This is a genomic window from Hoylesella buccalis ATCC 35310 (genome assembly GCF_025151385.1).
In the GTDB taxonomy this organism is placed as follows: domain Bacteria; phylum Bacteroidota; class Bacteroidia; order Bacteroidales; family Bacteroidaceae; genus Prevotella; species Prevotella buccalis.
In genome coordinates this window covers 2925438-2941942 of record NZ_CP102287.1, presented here as the reverse complement: position 1 = coordinate 2941942, position 16505 = coordinate 2925438, and the positions used below count along the sequence as shown (strand labels likewise).

General features: G+C 46.5%; 13 protein-coding genes and 1 pseudogene. 8 read left to right on the top strand and 6 right to left on the bottom strand.

What is annotated here, in order from left to right; all coding sequences use genetic code 11:
* Positions 1–43: 43 nt before the first annotated feature.
* Positions 44–805, bottom strand: a complete 762-nt coding sequence (locus tag NQ518_RS12035) for a YaaA family protein (protein ID WP_227961693.1) — start codon at positions 803–805, stop codon at positions 44–46.
* 154 nt (positions 806–959) lie between these two features.
* Here NQ518_RS12035 and NQ518_RS12030 point away from each other — a divergent pair, with 154 nt between their 5' ends.
* The 6 genes from NQ518_RS12030 (at position 960) to dacB (ending at position 9243) form a co-directional block, all read left to right on the top strand.
* Complete coding sequence (locus NQ518_RS12030) at positions 960–2501, top strand: glycine--tRNA ligase (RefSeq protein ID WP_227961695.1); 1542 nt, start codon at positions 960–962, stop codon at positions 2499–2501.
* 57 nt (positions 2502–2558) lie between these two features.
* Entirely contained in the window at positions 2559–3218 is a 660-nt protein-coding gene (locus tag NQ518_RS12025) for an FKBP-type peptidyl-prolyl cis-trans isomerase (RefSeq protein ID WP_227961697.1), read from the top strand.
* 1427 nt (positions 3219–4645) lie between these two features.
* Positions 4646–6034 carry an MATE family efflux transporter gene (locus NQ518_RS12020; protein ID WP_227961699.1) on the top strand — a complete coding sequence of 463 codons (1389 nt, stop codon included), beginning with the start codon at positions 4646–4648 and terminating at the stop codon, positions 6032–6034.
* A 133-nt stretch (positions 6035–6167) separates the two neighbouring features.
* On the top strand, positions 6168–7265 hold the full coding sequence (locus NQ518_RS12015; protein ID WP_227961701.1) for a phosphotransferase enzyme family protein: 1098 nt from the start codon (positions 6168–6170) through the stop codon (positions 7263–7265).
* A gap of 7 nt (positions 7266–7272) precedes the next feature.
* Entirely contained in the window at positions 7273–7926 is a 654-nt protein-coding gene (locus tag NQ518_RS12010; protein ID WP_227961703.1) for a carbohydrate-binding family 9-like protein, read from the top strand.
* Positions 7927–8001: 75 nt separating this feature from the next.
* Positions 8002–9243: a D-alanyl-D-alanine carboxypeptidase/D-alanyl-D-alanine endopeptidase gene (gene dacB, locus NQ518_RS12005; protein ID WP_227961704.1), complete on the top strand. Its 1242-nt coding sequence runs from the start codon at positions 8002–8004 to the stop codon at positions 9241–9243.
* Positions 9244–9332: 89 nt separating this feature from the next.
* Here dacB and NQ518_RS12000 read toward each other — a convergent pair whose 3' ends face one another.
* Together NQ518_RS12000 and NQ518_RS11995 are read right to left on the bottom strand one after the other, a co-directional pair.
* Entirely contained in the window at positions 9333–10388 is a 1056-nt protein-coding gene (locus NQ518_RS12000) for a DUF4249 domain-containing protein (RefSeq protein ID WP_227207285.1), read from the bottom strand.
* Between the two features lie 5 nt (positions 10389–10393).
* The gene (locus NQ518_RS11995; protein ID WP_227961706.1) at positions 10394–12760 is read right to left on the bottom strand and encodes a TonB-dependent receptor; all 2367 of its coding nucleotides are present in this window, start codon (positions 12758–12760) and stop codon (positions 10394–10396) included.
* 285 nt (positions 12761–13045) lie between these two features.
* Between NQ518_RS11995 and NQ518_RS11990 the strand changes: the two genes are divergently transcribed.
* The gene (locus NQ518_RS11990) at positions 13046–13231 is read left to right on the top strand and encodes a DUF4250 domain-containing protein (RefSeq protein ID WP_040563009.1); all 186 of its coding nucleotides are present in this window, start codon (positions 13046–13048) and stop codon (positions 13229–13231) included.
* A gap of 203 nt (positions 13232–13434) precedes the next feature.
* The gene (locus tag NQ518_RS11985) at positions 13435–13695 is read left to right on the top strand and encodes a hypothetical protein (RefSeq protein ID WP_102698007.1); all 261 of its coding nucleotides are present in this window, start codon (positions 13435–13437) and stop codon (positions 13693–13695) included.
* A 595-nt stretch (positions 13696–14290) separates the two neighbouring features.
* On the opposite strand, the gene NQ518_RS11980 is transcribed toward NQ518_RS11985, so the two are convergent.
* The 3 genes and pseudogenes from NQ518_RS11980 to NQ518_RS11970 form a co-directional block, all read right to left on the bottom strand.
* Positions 14291–15106 (bottom strand): hypothetical protein, encoded by an 816-nt coding sequence (locus NQ518_RS11980; protein ID WP_227961707.1) that lies wholly within the window; start codon positions 15104–15106, stop codon positions 14291–14293.
* 187 nt (positions 15107–15293) lie between these two features.
* Positions 15294–16196, bottom strand: coding sequence for a polyphosphate kinase 2 family protein (locus NQ518_RS11975; RefSeq protein WP_227961709.1), 903 nt, complete (start codon positions 16194–16196; stop codon positions 15294–15296).
* A gap of 107 nt (positions 16197–16303) precedes the next feature.
* Positions 16304–16477: pseudogene (locus NQ518_RS11970) on the bottom strand (cell filamentation protein); the annotation flags it as partial.
* Positions 16478–16505: the final 28 nt, after the last annotated feature.

Below are 16505 nucleotides of genomic sequence, written 5' to 3'. Positions count from 1 at the left end.
AATGTCAGCACAACGGGGTAGATGTTAAACCGCACAGCTGACCTTAAAGCATGGTGAACACCCAATGATCACCTTTGCTTTCTTGCTCATCGTATGCAAATCCTTCATATTCAAACGCTTTGAGTGCGTTGGGGTTGTGTGTTTGTTGCACGATGACATGGCGCGCCATGGCTCCCCGACACATCTTGGTATACACCACGACGGTGCGCAGTTTGTCACCTTTGCGTACCTTGAAGGCTGGCTCAATGATGCACACCGCCTTTCGAATGCGCTTCCAGTCGAACAGATTCTTCATCTCCCCGCTCGCCAAGTTCAGCAAGATGCCGTCATCATCGAGAACCGATTGGATGAGAACATCTGTCAGACGCGGTTTCCAAAAGTCAAACATCGTCTGGTCGTCGTATTCGGGTAGCCGCACATTGCCTTCCAGTCGGTAGTTTTTGATGCCATTGAGCGGGCGGAGCAATCCGTACAAAAACGAGGTAATCCATAGGTGGCGTTCGGCGAAAAGCAGTTGTTCGGCAGTCATGGTGGCGGCATCCAACTTCTTAAAGGCAATGCCGTGATAGGCCCATGCGGCCTGAAGAGTAGGACTGGGATCTAAGAAATGAGCATAACGCAGTTTGTTGAGCGCCGCCAATTGTGGATTGACGTGCAACATTTCAGCCAGCTCTTCAGCGCTGTATCTCGTGAGTTGCACGGCCGTTTGCTCGGCTTCTCGCTGAAAGATGGGCTGTGTGGTGCCCAAGTCTGTGGCGGCAGCGGTATCCGTCATGTCCTTGGCGCACGAAAGAAGTATTTGCATAGGACGATTCTTTTTGCTTACAAAAATACAAAATGATTGGTAGAAACTCGCTTAAAATGACACGAAACACAAAGAATTACAGGCGAGATGTCCACTTACTCGAAAATAATCAGTACCTTTGCCAGACATTATAGAATCATAAATAGAAATAGATATGGCACAGGAAGATGTTTTCAAAAAGATTGTGAGCCACTGCAAGGAATACGGTTTTGTGTTTCCCAGCAGTGATATATACGATGGTTTGGCAGCCGTTTACGATTATGGACAGAATGGTGTTGAGCTGAAAAAGAACATCAAAGAATATTGGTGGAAGAGCATGGTGCTGCTGCACGACAACATCGTGGGCATCGACTCGGCCATCTTCATGCATCCCACCATCTGGAAAGCCAGTGGACACGTGGACGCTTTCAACGACCCTTTGATAGACAACCGCGACTCGAAGAAGCGCTATCGGGCCGATGTGCTGATAGAGGATCAGATTGCTAAGTACGAAGAAAAAATCGATAAGGAGGTAGCTAAGGCTGCTAAGCGGTTTGGTGATGCTTTCGATGAGGCACAATTTAAGTCGACCAACAAACGTGTTTTGGACTATCAGGCCAAGCGTGATGCCCTGCATGAGCGTTACACACAGGCCATGCAAGGACCTGATTTGGCAGAACTGAAACAGATTATCCTGGATGAAGGCATCGTAGACCCCATCAGTGGCACCAAGAACTGGACCGACGTGCGCCAGTTCAACCTGATGTTCTCCACCGAAATGGGTTCGCTCTCGGACGCTACCAATAAGATATATCTGCGACCAGAGACGGCGCAAGGCATCTTTGTGAACTATCTCAACGTGCAGAAAACGGGGCGCATGAAGTTGCCTTTTGGTATTGCACAAATCGGCAAGGCTTTCCGCAACGAGATTGTGGCGCGCCAGTTTATCTTCCGTATGCGCGAGTTCGAGCAGATGGAGATGCAGTTCTTCGTAAAGCCCGGCACCGAGTTGGAGTGGTTCAAGCAATGGAAGCAGACACGCATGGCGTGGCATCAGGCACTGGGCTTCGGTGCGGAAAACTATCGTTTCCACGACCATGAGAAGCTGGCCCACTACGCCAATGCAGCCACCGACATCGAGTTTAAGATGCCATTTGGATTCAAAGAGGTGGAAGGCATACACTCGCGTACCAACTTCGACTTGTCGCAACACGAGAAGTTCAGTGGCAAGAACCTGAAATATTTCGACCCAGAGACCAGCGAGAGCTATGTGCCTTACGTCATCGAGACCTCCATTGGCGTAGACCGCATGTTCCTCTCCGTGATGTGCCACAGCTATCAGGAAGAAGAATTGGAGAACGGTGAAAAGCGCGTTGTGCTTCGTTTGCCGGCGGCTTTGGCACCTGTAAAATGTGCGGTGATGCCTTTGGTGCGTAAGGAGGGCTTGCCCGAGAAGGCGCGCGAGATAGTAGACTTGCTCAAGTTCCACTTCAATACGAGCTACGATGAGAAGGATTCTATCGGTAAGCGTTATCGCCGTCAGGATGCGGTTGGCACACCTTATTGTGTGACGGTTGACTTTGACACGCTGAAAGACAACAAGGTGACGCTGCGCCATCGTGACACCATGGAACAGCAGCGCGTGGACATCAGCGAGTTGTGCTCGGTGATAGAAGAAAAGGTAAGTATTACCAGCTTGTTAAAGAAAATGCAATAAATCCCACTGCCCGCAAGCCATTCCAAGCTTATGCAGGCAGATTAGAACGAAACGACAATGAAGAAAAATTCAATATGCTACCTTCTCCTGCTCATGATGGCTGTCTTCACGATGGCATCGTGTAGCGAAGACAGCGGCGAGGTGGAAGAGTTTGCCGATTGGCAACATAAGAACGAAACCTATTTCGCACAGCTTCATGCCGCCACGCAAGAGCGAATTGCGAAGGGCGACCAGAACTGGATGATCATTCGCAACTGGTCGTTGCCAGCCGACGGACAGAACTTTCATGCCGATTTGAACAATTATATCATCGTGCATGTGTTGGAACGTGGCAACAGTACCTCTGGCAGTCCGCTGTACACCGATTCGGTGATGGTGAACTACCGTGGCCGCCTCATCCCCTCAGCCACCTATACAGCAGGCTATTTGTTCGACCGTAGCTATTCGGGTGCGTACAATCCGCAGACCATGAATCCTGCCAAATTTGCGGTGAGCGGACTTGTCGACGGCTTTACCACGGCTCTGTTGCACATGTCTGTTGGTGACCGTTGGGAGGTTTACATACCTTATAAATTGGGCTATGGTACGGAGAAAGCTCCCAAAAGCGAAATCCCCGGCTATTCAACGCTGATCTTCGATATCGGTTTGGCGGGTTATTATCGCCCCAAAGCTCCTACCCGAGCCGGTGTGGTATCAGGTTCTTGGATCAAGAAATAGGCTGAATGCCAGCTTAAAAGGCCAAGCAAGTCCTTCAAATTCGGACGACTTGCTTGGCCTTTTGCCGTTATATGGATATATCAATTTCATTTTGATTTACATCAAGAAACACTGTTTTTGTGTAAAAACTACCTGCTGTTTCTTGGTTGTGCGCGGAAACAGCAGTATCTTTGCAACGTCAATGAGACAAAAAGGATGTCGGGAGACGTTCGAAATAAAATCGATTCAATTGAAAATTTGAGAGATATCATAGGTATTAGACCCAAAGGTAAAAGATGAAGATATCAGGTATTAGTTGGTAAAGAGAAGGTTTGACAGAGGATAACATAGAAAAGGTATTAGTCAAGGTAAATAAGATTTAGGATAGACAGAAGATAGGTTTAGTCAAGGTAAAAGTGTTTTAGGATAGACGAAAATAGGGTTAGTTAAGGTAAAGTTTAAGGTTGTTAGTAAGGAGAAATCTTCAATAGTAAAAGGCTCCAACCACACGATAAGCGTTGGAGAAGGTTAGGTAAAAGATTGTTTAGGATTGGATGAAAAGCCTAGTCGCAGCAATATGCTGCACTGGCTACGCCGCGGGAGGGGCGTGAGAGAAACAAAAATACTTCCCTTTTTGAGAGATTATAGAAAGAAATCAATATGATAAGGAGCGATTACACTGAAGAGGTGAATCGCTTTTTTTATGTCTTGTTTTCACCATCTGCTTGTTTGATGATGCCCCCTGCGACGTTGTAGTTGAGCAGGCAATGGCACCTGAAAAGAATGATGAATAGTGGAAATATTCTTGACAACAAGCCTTCTATAATTTGCTTCTAAGTCATCAACCTCTGGCCTGTTTCGAAAATACGCCAAAAATAAGATGGTTTTGTAAATTGTTGAATGTCAGTAAATTGAGGATTATTTGTGGACTATTCAATAAGTTTTCGCTGCACTTATGCGAAAAAGCATTGCTCTTTAGGCTCAATAAGCATGCTTTTACCCCTCAATATGGTATCTATTACATCGCAAAGTGACCCTACTAATTGGGTAAAACTAATGGTTGTGACACAAAAATGCAGATTTCTTACTGCAAATGGTGGCCGCTTGTCTACCATAAGCCTATTGATTTTTTCTAGATTTCACATTCACACGTTCAATTTTATTGTCATTTTTTCGAACAATGTAGAGGCGTAATTCATCACGTTCCGCCTGTCTGGACGATGTGTTGATACATGGAACGTAATCGTAAAGGATTTTCTGGAAAATCTCACCCAAAACAAATTATAATCCGTACCTTTGCAGAAGATAGGCTGCGCTTTAACAAAGCAAGTAAACTTTCATTGCACTCGGCTTGCACTATCTTTGCAAATGATAGGCTGCGCCTCAACAAAGCAAGTAAACTTCGTTTGTCTTCGGCTGGCACTATCTGTATCACAGAATTAAACGAGATGTTTTCAACAACCAAGACAGATGCGCTGCTGGCCAGCATTCGTGAGGGCAGAGTCATGACGAATGGGGAGAAACTCAACTTGATTGTACAGTTGAGTATTCCGTCTATTCTTGCCCAAATCACCACCGTACTGATGTTCTTCATCGACGCATCGATGGTGGGACATTTGGGAACCAATCCGTCAGCATCTATTGGTTTGGTAGAAAGCACTACCTGGTTGTTGGGCAGCATCACCGCCTCGGCATCCATGGGCTTCTCCGTGCAGGTAGCCCATTTTATCGGAGCCAACGACTTTGTGAAAGCACGACAAGTGTTCAGGCATGGACTTATCTGTTGTCTTCTGTTAAGTGTGGTTATTGCGGTCATTGCACTGTTTATTTATCAACCACTACCCTACTGGCTGGGCGGAACGGAAGACATCGCACATGATGCCTCGCTTTATTTCCTGGTGTTTGCTTTAGCCATGCCTTTCATCCAACTGGCCAACCTCACTGGGGCTATGCTCAAATGCTCGGGCAACATGCAAATACCCAGTATGATGAGTGTGGGCATGTGCATCATGGACGTGTGTTTTAATTATTTTTTCATCTACATTTTGCATTTAGGGGTGTTGGGAGCAGCTTTTGGAACCGCAACTGCCTACCTCATTGGTTCGGTGATGCAGGCCTACTTCGCCATCTTCCGCAACAAGATATTGGCTTTGAAGCAAGACGAGGGTCCATTCAGATGGATGTCAAACTATGTCACGAACGCTTTGAAGATAGGTGCACCGATGGCTGCACAATCTATTCTGATGAGTGGCGCGCAGATTGTCAGCATTATCATCGTGGCACCTTTGGGTAAAGTGGCAATCGCAGCCAATACTTTCGCCATCACCGCCGAGAGCCTTTGCTACATGCCGGGATATGGTATCGGTGAAGCGGCAACCACGTTGGTGGGACAAAGTGCGGGTGCCAGGCGGTATGACATCTGCAAGAGCTTCGCTCACATGACGGTGTGGCTGGGCATGGGCGTCATGGCTTTCATGGGTATACTGATGTACATCTTCGCTCCGGAGATGATTGGTGTGCTCACACCGGTGGAGGAAATCCGTGTATTGGGCATCCAGAGCCTGCGCATCGAAGCCTTTGCCGAACCTTTCTTTGCTGCTGCCATCGTTGTTTACAGTGTGTGCGTTGGGGCTGGTGACACCCTGAAACCTGCCATGATGAACCTGCTGTCCATGTGGTGCGTGCGCCTCACCTTGGCCGCCATGCTGGCTCCTCAATATGGACTGGCGGGCGTTTGGACGGCCATGGCCATTGAATTGGCCTTCCGAGGCTGTATTTTCTTGTACCGATTGTTCAGTGGCAAGTGGCTCCATAAGATGCAACAGGCATCTTCTTAGCCATCGCATTTTGTCGTTTGGGAATAATTCTTTATTTTTGCGGTATCTATTACGATCATGAACAGGAGGCAATGGATTGGTCTTGAAATGCGCCGTATCTATTGAAAAAATCAACCATCAAACAACAAGATGCATGGAAAATGAACAACTTAAACAGATTGTTTCTCACTTTGAAACCGTGGGGACGGTAGACCGCATATTGCCTTTGGGCAATGGTTTGATTAACGATACCTATCGAGTGGTGACACAAGGTCAGGACACTCCTGATTATGTGTTGCAACGCATCAACGACGCCATCTTTACGGATGTAGACCTGTTGCAGCGCAACATAGAGGTGGTGACGGCGCACATCCGCCAAAAACTGGAAGAAAAGGGTGAGGACGACTTGGACAGAAAGGTGCTGCGGTTTGTTCAAACGGCTGAGGGAAAAACTTATTACAAGGATGATGAAGGCCTGTATTGGCGGATCTCTTTGTTCATTCCTGATGCCAAAACCTATGAAACCGTCAATCCTGAATACTCTTATCATGCCGGAAAGGCCTTTGGAAACTTCGAGTCGATGCTGGTAGACGTGCCTGAACAGCTGGGCGAAACTATTCCCGATTTCCACAACATGGAACTGCGCATGCGCCAATTGCGCGAGGCCGTAGCCGAAGATAAGGTGGGAAGAGTGGCAGAGGTGCAGCCCATTTTGGACGAACTGGAGCAGTATGCCGAGGAGATGTGCAAGGCCGAACGCTTGTATCGCGAGGGAAAATTGAAGAAACGCATCTGTCATTGTGACACCAAGGTGAACAACATGATGTTCGACCAGGATGGAAAGGTGCTGTGTGTCATCGATTTGGATACGGTGATGCCCAGCTTCGTGTTCTCCGATTACGGCGATTTTCTGCGCACAGGGGCCAATACCGTTGCCGAAGATTCAAAAGAGTTTGACCAAATAGACTTTAGGATGGATATCTTTGAGGCGTTCACGAGAGGCTATCTCGAATCGGCTCAACGCTTCTTGGAACCCATCGAAATAGAGAATCTGCCGTATGCTGCCAAGCTTTTCCCCTACATGCAGTGCGTGAGGTTTCTGGCCGATTACATCAATGGCGATACCTATTATAAGATTAACTACGACAAGCATAATTTGGTACGCACGCAGAATCAGTTGTGTTTGTTCCGCCGTGTTTGCGCTCATGAACCCGAAATGGTGTCCTTCATTCATACTTGTCTGAATCAATAAATCTGTCATGGAAAAACTAACAGTAAAAAAACTCAAGCAGCATCCTTATGCCGCAGCTATCATTCCTTCTATGATGGATGAGGAGGGGGTGGATTATCATGTTATTGATCAAGCCAACTGGGCCGAGAAATATCCCTATACGCCACAGGTAGTCTTCCGAATTGCTTATAGTGACCGTGCTATCTTCTTGCATTATCGTGTGAAAGAGGACTCCATTCGCGCGGCGGCTTCTCAGGATAACGGGCGCGTGTGGGAAGACTCTTGTTGTGAGTTTTTCTCACAACCTGCCGATGATGGCACCTATTATAATATAGAATGCAATTGTGGAGGAACCATCTTGGTGGGATGTGGCAAAGGAAGAGAAGGCAGAACGTTAGCCCCTCAGACGGTATTGGATCAGGTTGACCGTTGGTCATCGCTTGGTCGTAGACCTTTTGAAGAACTCAAAGGGCCTTATGATTGGCAGATGGCTTTCATCATTCCGCTCAAGACTTTCTTCATGCATGACATCAAATCCTTGGGTGGGAAAACCATCCGCGCCAACTTCTACAAATGTGGCGACGCGCTGAAGAAGCCACATTTCCTGTCTTGGAGCCCCATCAACATCGAGAAACCCGATTTCCATCGTCCCGATTTCTTCGGTGAAATCACATTTGAGTAGATGAGTACCTGGGCGGTTTTCATTCTTTCCTTTGTGATAAGTTGTTTAGGAAAGAAATGATTACCTTTGCAGCCTATGAGGAAAGTCTTTAGAACGATGGCGGTTGCGCCAACTCCGTTAATGATTTTGATGAGTGTTGCGCTGCTGTTTGCGGCTTGTAGCGATAAGCATCAGAAAGAAACAAAAGAAAAGAAAACTGATATAGCGATTGACGATAGCTTGCGTTCGCGCTTGGCAGCATTCGCACAAAGCCCCAGAGTGCAGGGCAAGTTTGCCTTTCATGTGTACGACCTTACTGCGGATAAGCCCGTATATGGCTACCAAGAAACCTTGTCACAACCTTCAGCCTCGTGCTTGAAGTTGCTTTGTGGCGTGGCGGGGTTACACCTCTTGGGCAGCGATTATCTGTATATTACGGGCTTGTATCAGCGGGGAAAGGTGTCTGATGGCGTCCTTCAGGGCGACCTAACCTTCAAGGGAAGCCTCGATCCACAGCTCAACGAACAAGAGCTTGTGCGATTTGGGCAGGCTGCAAAGAAGAGCGGAATCAATAAGGTGAATGGCAAAATTTATGTAGATCTCGTGATTCAGGAACCTGTTAAAAGCGAAGAGCATTGGTATCCATGGGATTTATCTTTCAGTCGATACGGTTTGTTTTACAAAGGTGCGCCTCGAGTGGTGAAGAGTTTGAAGAGTGTGATGCGCACTCAAGGTATCGCTTTCGCTGACAGTCAGGTGGTATTAGGTACGATGCCTGCCGGTTCAAAGGTTATTTACAGATACGGCACCCCCATCCATCGCATTATTAAGCGCATGTGGAAGAACAGTTCCAACACGCAGTCCACCGCATTACTGTACACCATTGGCCACCATATTAACACACAAGCCGACCCAACAGCTACGGGGGTAGAATATCTTAGAAAGTTTTTAAGAGAAGATCTCGGCATGACTGACACCTCATTGGTTGTACACGATGGGTGTGGTTTGTGTACCTACAATCATCTTTCTCCTCAAGCATTGACGGCGATTCTCGTGTATGGCTATCAGGATAAGAGTATTCATACCATGCTCATGCAAAACCTTGCGATAGCTGGCGTTGATGGTTCGTTGGCACATGAGATGACAGGACCAAAGACAAGAGGCAAGATACACGCCAAGACGGGCACCCTGTCTCATCCTTATGGCATCAGCTCATTAGCGGGTTATTGCCGCGGAAGCAACGGACACGACCTGGCATTTGCCGTAATGAGCAGCGAGATGTCTGTCCTTGATGCCCGCGTGCTGCAACGTAGATTGTGCGAGAAACTGGTAGAGTGACATGTGTATTCTTACGGAAATGCCGTGTATCAATAGCACAATTGGGGTATTGATACACGGCATTTCGCATATTTTGTCTTCCTATCCTATCACTCGTATAGGTGCGGATATCGATCAGTTCCGTAAACATGAACTGGTATCGACTTCGAAGTGTAGAATCCTACCAAGCCTGTTCCGCCCTTAACATTGGACGGCATCTTGATGGGACCGGTCAAATCGTTATAGTCACTATAATACGTTGACTTCTTCAGATTCATGGCTTTCAGATAGTAATAGGCCGCTGATGTATACGATGAGATGGTTGCTACCAAGTCAAGTGATGTCTTCATATCTGGATCAGACATCCTATTGAATAGGTATAGTTTGGAATATACGCTGATGGAACATTCCTGTCCGTTGAACAAAAGGTCGTTGAAGACGCCCATCTGGTTCACCACATTGTTGGGCGAGGCAAAGCCCATGTCTGTTGAAGGTGTGCATACCCTGCCTTCCATGATGATTGGGTCGCCCGTGGCAATGTACGAACTGCCCATGTCGTTGACGAAATATCGATAGGTGGGCTCTTTTCTTCGCAGCGTGTAGTTAAACTGTGTGTTCATGATAGTCTGGTATCCTGTTAGTGTCAGACGGTAATAATCAACCCGCTGTCCATTGTCTTGAAATGAGAGATTGATTTTTTGCAAGTCGTCTACCCGCGCCATTTCATATTCGTCCACATAGCTTACATCCTTGACAAACTCGGTGCTGATGCGCTCAATCTTGTCAATGGGCTGCGGCACCGTCTCCTCTATGGAAGCCTGATAGTTGTTATCAGGTGTAGACACCTCGATGCGAACATGGTCACCAGGGTTGAAGCGGCCATGGATGATATATTGTTCCGAACCCGCTGGAAGCTCATGAACAGTCTCTCGCAAGCTCCCGTTGACCGATACTTTGATGGTGGCATCGGTGACAATCGTAGGACGGTCAATGCCCGTGAACGACACCAACAGTCTGTTAACGGTGCTGTCGGCATTGATGAATCCGTTCACCGACAGTTGCTTGCTGGCCGTCTTCGTGTCAAGTTCCAACTCGTTCTCGCATGCTGACAGACCGAAGAGCATAACTGAGAGGCAACAATATAGGTAAGTTTTCATTCTGTTCATTGCCATTAGAATTTATAAGTGAGGGTGAACGACGGCAGACAGGGCAGCAACGTGTATTTGGACAGCTTGTTCGGCACTTCCCTTCCGTACTCGTCAGTCTTTCTCAGTATGAAGTTTGGGTTCATCGCATTGTAGGCGTTGTACACGCTGACGTTCCATGTTCGCTCAACGCCTCGTTTCAATGTCTTGCGGAAGTTGATGCCTAAGCAGAGCAGGTGCGTAGGCGGAAGCCTGTAATTGTTGCGGCTTGATACATAACTACTCTCTCCGATGCTTTCGGGAGTCATCTCGTATCCTCTCTGCAAGGATATCGTTGCGGTTGCTCCAGAGTAGAACGACCATGTCGCATCTAAGTCAATGCGCTTGGTCATCTTCCAGTTTGCCACCATATTCACGTTGTGTCGTCTGTCGTAGGTGAAGGGGAATCGCTCTCCACCATTCACGCCACTGTCCTCGCTGAACTTGCGGTCACTCTTGGAAAGCGTGTACGATAGCCAGCCAGTTGCACGACCTGTGGTGCGTCGCAACATCAGTTCGATGCCTTTTGAACGTCCCTCACCCATGCTAACCAAACGCTCCCAGTTGCCCGAGAATCCCATAAAGCTCATGCCATCCTTGTATTCCAGTACGTTGTCGAGCTGCTTGTAATAGCCTTCCGCCGACAATTCCCATCCTTTCCAGCCCGTGTAGTAGGCGCCAACACTGTATTGTCTCGACCTTTCTGGTTTGATATTGTCGGTGATAGGAACCCACAAGTCGGTGGGAAGGGCAATGGGCATCGAGGTGAGCAGGTGGATATATTGCGACATCTCGCTGTACGATGCCTTCAATGCCACGTCGGACAGGGCTTGCCAGCGCAGCGAAACACGCGGTTGAAACGTGAGGTACGACTTGTTTCTGACATGGAACATCGATACAGACCCACCCGCATTGAGGGTAAGAGATGGCAGAATCCGCCAATCGTCTTCGGCATAAGCCAAGGCTTCGTGTGCGTAGATGGGATTGCCGGGGGAAGAATACTCGCCCGATCTGTTGACCTTTCCGTCCTTTCCCTCTTCGGTGAAGCTGCTTCCAGAGGTCTCTGGACTGAAGGTATGATAGGTGTAGGACGACCCGAACTTGATTCTATGTGAGGGAAGCGGCTCGTAATCAAAGTCGATGGCTGCCGACCAGTCACGTATTTTCGACCGGTAGCTGGCACTGTTCTTCTCAAGTACATCGGTACGCCATGAGTGATCGTAGCTGTCCAAGTGCATGTTGTAATGGTTATAGGCCGCCGTGATGTTGGCAAAGAGGTTGTTACTGAAGATGTGGTTCCATCGCAGTGAGGCGATGGTGTTTCCCCAGTTGATGTCGTCGCCGTAGGCAGAATTGATTTCGAAGCTGGATGAGCTATAGCGGTCCTTGTAGTCTTCTTTCAACATGTCGTGTCCTCGGTACACACTCAGATACAATCGGTCTGTATGCGAGAAGCGGTGGTTGAGCTTGAAGTGAAGGTCGTAGAATTGATAGCCAAACTTCTCGTCGCTCTTCATAAACGGTTGCAACACCCAGTTGATGTAGGTGGTGCGCGCTGAGAAGTTGAACGAGGTGCGATTCTTTACGATAGGCCCTTCCAACTGCACCCTACTGGTGAGCAAACCCAGCGATGCCGTTCCGTGAAAGTGGTTCATGTCGCCATCCTTTGTTCGCACGTCAATGACCGATGACAACCGCCCGTTGTAGCGTGCGGGGTAGGAACTTTTGTAGAAGGTGACCTTCTTCAAAGCCTCTGGTGTAAACACCGAGAAGAAACCAAACAGGTGGTCAATCTTGTAGATGGGCGTACCGTCGAGCAAAATCAGGTTCTCGTCACCATTGCCTCCCCTGACATAGAGAGCCGATCCGCCATCGGATCCCGGTTGCACGCCAGGCATGAGCTGAATGGTTCTGATGACATCCGTTTCACCGAGCAGTGAGGGCGTGTGTTCTATCTGGCTCACACCGATGTCTGTCACGCCCATGCCAGTGGCGAGGATTCCTGCATTGTCTTTCGCCGATGACACCACTACCTCGGGCAGGTTGGCCGATGGTGTCAGCTGGATGTTGATGACGGTATCTTTGTCCAGCACAAATGACTTCTGCATGCGTGCGTAGCCTACGTACGAATAGTCCACCCGAACCTGTCCGGCGGGGAGCGTCAGCGTGTAGAATCCATACGAGTTGGTCGTCGTCCCCATGTGGCTGCCAGCGTCCTGGATGGTTGCCCCGAGGAGCGTTTCACTGGAGTGGATGTCCTTGACATATCCGCTGATGGTGAACCGCTTTTGGGCTGAGGCCGCAAGACACAATACGGCGGCCAAGCATAATACACATTTCTTCCAAATGTTCATAAATACAAAAAACGTCTTGCCTTCTTGCTTCGAAGGCGTTACTAAAGAATTAGTTGTAAGAATATTGGTTGCAAAATTAGTAAAAATGTTGGATGCAGCCCCTTTGGCTCCATCTTTATTTTGACCATCGCTTGTTTTTTGATGCACATCAGTATTGATGATAATTTTTTGATTACCTTTGTATTTCCTAAAAGACATGCCCGTTTGAGGCTCTTGGTCGCAGGGAACATGGATGTAGGTAGTTGTAACTTTCCTTGCATTCATTAATTGATAGGAGAAAGAAACATGGATCATTTGCCATTACATGATACGCCGATGTTGGTATCGGCCATCAACTTTTTGTTGCGTGATGAGGAGTTTGATAATCTCGACCAAATCTGTTATCACTTCAATGTTGATAGAGCTGATCTTGAAAAGCGTCTGGCAGCTGGCGGATTTCAATATTCAGCCGAGCTGAACAGGGTTTGGTAGTGGTTGATGTTGCATCAACGGTGCGTCATGCGTTGATAGAGTAAGTTCTTAACACATAAACTTTTAACTCATTAACTCAAGAACTCATCAACTTATTATATTACAAACTCACCAACTTGTCAACTCAAAAACTCAAAAACTTACCAACTTATTAACTCACAAACTCACCAACTTATAAACTTACAAACTCACAAACTCACCTCATGATTCCCAAAGACAGCATAGAAACAGCCTATAGTTTTTTCCATCAAAAGTGGCAGGTGTATCGTTATTCAACCATGCAGTGGCAGAAAGAAGATATTGAATATGCCATCAGTTCGTATGTAGACGGCATGAACAAAGAATTGTATGCCCTGCTGGCAAGGGGACGTGAATCCTTTTTGCAGCCATCAGAAACATTTGCAAGTGAAATGGCTGAGGCTGTACAACAATTGGAGAAAATGATAAATGGCATAGCAACATGAGTCCTCATGCTGCCACGAGTTTTGCCTATCCATACCGTTATGTCTTTTTTAGGGAGAAAAATATAGGGAAACACGACTGGTGCTTCCCTACTAACTTTGCAACTAAGGTGTAGTTGCGAATGACTATATGCCGACCAATTGACATGAATATTTTTTGACAACCTATCTCTTCATGCTTGAAGAATTTGCAAACAAACCTGCCTCTTGCCGTGAATACGCCCAAGATTCGGCATACTTGTATATCGTTAATACATAGCGGTTTAAACGTCTATCGCACGATTTTGGCCCCGCATGGCAGGCTTTTTGAAAGGCAAAAGCATTGCATTAAGAGTAATATCTGCATGCTTTTGCGCAGCAAAGTCATGCAGATTGTCAACCAAAGTGATGCTGTTTAACGGGTAAAGTCAATGCTTTACCGCTAAAATTTGCTTTTCCTGGCCAAATCATCCCCACCTTGCAGCCTGCTTGCCTATCGTTTTTTTCTAGTTTGAAAGTTTACAGGTGCTGTTTTTGAGGCAATAATTGGTCAAAAAACACAACAACGCGTGCGTCCAGTCACGCATGTTGCCATCATTGAATGATTCGCGCCTACGGGTTATTTAAACCCAAAGATGTCTTTCAGTTTCTGCCAAAAGCCAGAGCGTTCTACCTTGTCAGCAGCCTCGTCAACAGCCTGAGAAACGTCGTCGCTCTTCTCTTTTACAAACTTAGCTGCGTTTTGCACCTTCTCATTGTCTTTCAGCTTGTCGGCCACCTCATCCGTCTTTTCTTTCACAGTTTCAGTGATATCTTTTGCTTTATCTCGCAAATTTTCAACGGCGTCCTTGGTGTTTTCTTTTGCGTTTTCAACGGCATCCTTGGCCTTTTCCTTCACATCGTCAGCCGTTTCTTTCGCTTTCTCTTTTAAGTCTTTTGCTGCTTGCTCAACTTTCTTTTCAGTTTCTTTCTTGCACTCGGTTTTATTGTGGTCGTTCACCACTTCTTCTACCTTCTTCTTGGCTTCCTGTACATGCTCGTTTTTCTCCAAGTCATCAATTCCTTTTTCAACCTTGTCCTTGGCTTTGTCAATAGCTTTGTCAGCCTTGTCTTTTGCCTCGTCAGCCTTCTTGGCGATGTCGTCAGCCGCCTTTTCTACTTTCTTCTCAGCTTTATCTTTCGCATCATCGGCCTTCTTGGCAATATTTTCTGCTGCCTTTTCTACTTTCTTCTCAGCTTTATCCTTCGCATCATCGGCCTTCTTGGCAATATTTTCTGCTGCCTTTTCTACTTTCTTCTCAGCTTTATCCTTCGCATCATCGGCCTTCTTGGCAATATTTTCTGCCGCTTTTTCTACTTTCTTTTCAACTTTATTTGCTTGTTTTTCTGCCTTGTCTTTCACTTCTTCAGCAGTCTTTTTCACATCTTCTTTCATATTTTTATGTGTTAAAAGGTGATACCTACAAACCATCGAGGCAGTAGGACTTTTATGTTAATTATCTATACAAATATAATAAAAACAAATGAATTACCAGTATATTTTTACGAATATTTATTAAAAATGTCATGTATAATTCACGATTTGCTGCTTTTTCATAGGGATATCAACGTTTTGCTGGTATTCAATCCTTCTTTTCAGCTTTATCCTCTTCCTCCAATAGCTTGCGATATACCTTTAAATTTTCCGTTTCCTCATTGGTAAGTTGCGGATAACACATCTTCAACTTGTCCAAGTGTTGACTGATAATCTCGCCAACGGCGTAACGCATAAACCATTTATGGTCAGCTGGAATGACGAACCACGGAGCATAATCGGTTGACGTTTTGGTGAGCATCTTGCCATAAGCGTCCATATAGTCGTCCCAATGTTGGCGTTCCTCAACATCACTGGCAGAAAATTTCCAATTCTTTTCTTTGTTGTTCAGTCGCTTCAGGAAACGCTCTTTTTGTTCTTCTTTCGACACATTGAGGAAGAATTTGATTACGGTCGTACCAGTTTCCGTCAAATAACGTTCGAAATCATTGATGTGTTGATATCGCTTTTCCCAAAAATCCTCATTGACATCATCCAATTTTTTCATCCCCGGAATTTGTCCTCCGAGGATAATCTCCGGATGAACTCTTCCCACCAACACGTCTTCATAATGCGAACGGTTGAAGATGCCGATGCGCCCCCGTTCAGGAACATTCTTTTGGATGCGCCACAGATAGCCGTGGTCGAGTTCCACAGCTGAGGGTTGTTTGAACGAAAACACCTGGCATCCCTGCGGGTTGATGCCCGACATAACGTGTTTAATCGTTCCGTCTTTTCCCGCCGCATCCATAGCCTGAAAGATAATTAGCACAGCATGCCGGTTATGTGCATAAAGCATGTTTTGCAAAGCCGTCATCGTCTTGACGTTTTCTTTCAATAGTTTTTTGCCCTCTTTCTTGTTCAGGTCTGCCGTGTAGTTCGTATCGAAATCCGACACCTTGTGTTTCTTCCCTGGTTCGGCAGTTAATTTTTTCAATAAGTCTTTGTCCATGGCGTTTTGAATTTTTAGTGTTAGTGTTATCTTCCTTAATCACGGGTTATTGATAATATTTTTTTATTGATTTTTTTATCGTTAGTTGTGCCATAACTTATTGTTTCTCATTCTTGTTCATAATAGTACGAATAGTCAATACCCTTCATAAACATTTCTCGGTCATTGATCTTAGTGGTAAGGGCAGGTTGTACCAAGGCTTTGATGTGCGTGCTGTCTGCAACACTCTCACGCATCGCAGACAAATATTCGTTCTTATCAATTTGGCTCCAATCCACACAGTCACGATAAGTTGAAGGATAAATGTTG

Bases quoted from the DNA above. Each gene is read 5' to 3' on its own strand.
- NQ518_RS12035 (WP_227961693.1), bottom strand. From the start codon at position 805: ATGCAAATACTTCTTTCGTGCGCCAAGGACATGACGGATACCGCTGCC.
- NQ518_RS11995 (WP_227961706.1), bottom strand. From the start codon at position 12,760: ATGAACATTTGGAAGAAATGTGTATTATGCTTGGCCGCCGTATTGTGT.
- NQ518_RS11985 (WP_102698007.1), top strand. From the start codon at position 13,435: ATGATTCCCAAAGACAGCATAGAAACAGCCTATAGTTTTTTCCATCAA.
- NQ518_RS11980 (WP_227961707.1), bottom strand. From the start codon at position 15,106: ATGAAAGAAGATGTGAAAAAGACTGCTGAAGAAGTGAAAGACAAGGCA.
- NQ518_RS12010 (WP_227961703.1), top strand. From the start codon at position 7,273: ATGGAAAAACTAACAGTAAAAAAACTCAAGCAGCATCCTTATGCCGCA.
- NQ518_RS12025 (WP_227961697.1), top strand. From the start codon at position 2,559: ATGAAGAAAAATTCAATATGCTACCTTCTCCTGCTCATGATGGCTGTC.
- NQ518_RS12000 (WP_227207285.1), bottom strand. From the start codon at position 10,388: ATGAACAGAATGAAAACTTACCTATATTGTTGCCTCTCAGTTATGCTC.
- NQ518_RS11975 (WP_227961709.1), bottom strand. From the start codon at position 16,196: ATGGACAAAGACTTATTGAAAAAATTAACTGCCGAACCAGGGAAGAAA.
- NQ518_RS12020 (WP_227961699.1), top strand. From the start codon at position 4,646: ATGTTTTCAACAACCAAGACAGATGCGCTGCTGGCCAGCATTCGTGAG.
- NQ518_RS12030 (WP_227961695.1), top strand. From the start codon at position 960: ATGGCACAGGAAGATGTTTTCAAAAAGATTGTGAGCCACTGCAAGGAA.
- NQ518_RS12015 (WP_227961701.1), top strand. From the start codon at position 6,168: ATGGAAAATGAACAACTTAAACAGATTGTTTCTCACTTTGAAACCGTG.
- dacB (WP_227961704.1), top strand. From the start codon at position 8,002: ATGAGGAAAGTCTTTAGAACGATGGCGGTTGCGCCAACTCCGTTAATG.
- NQ518_RS11990 (WP_040563009.1), top strand. From the start codon at position 13,046: ATGGATCATTTGCCATTACATGATACGCCGATGTTGGTATCGGCCATC.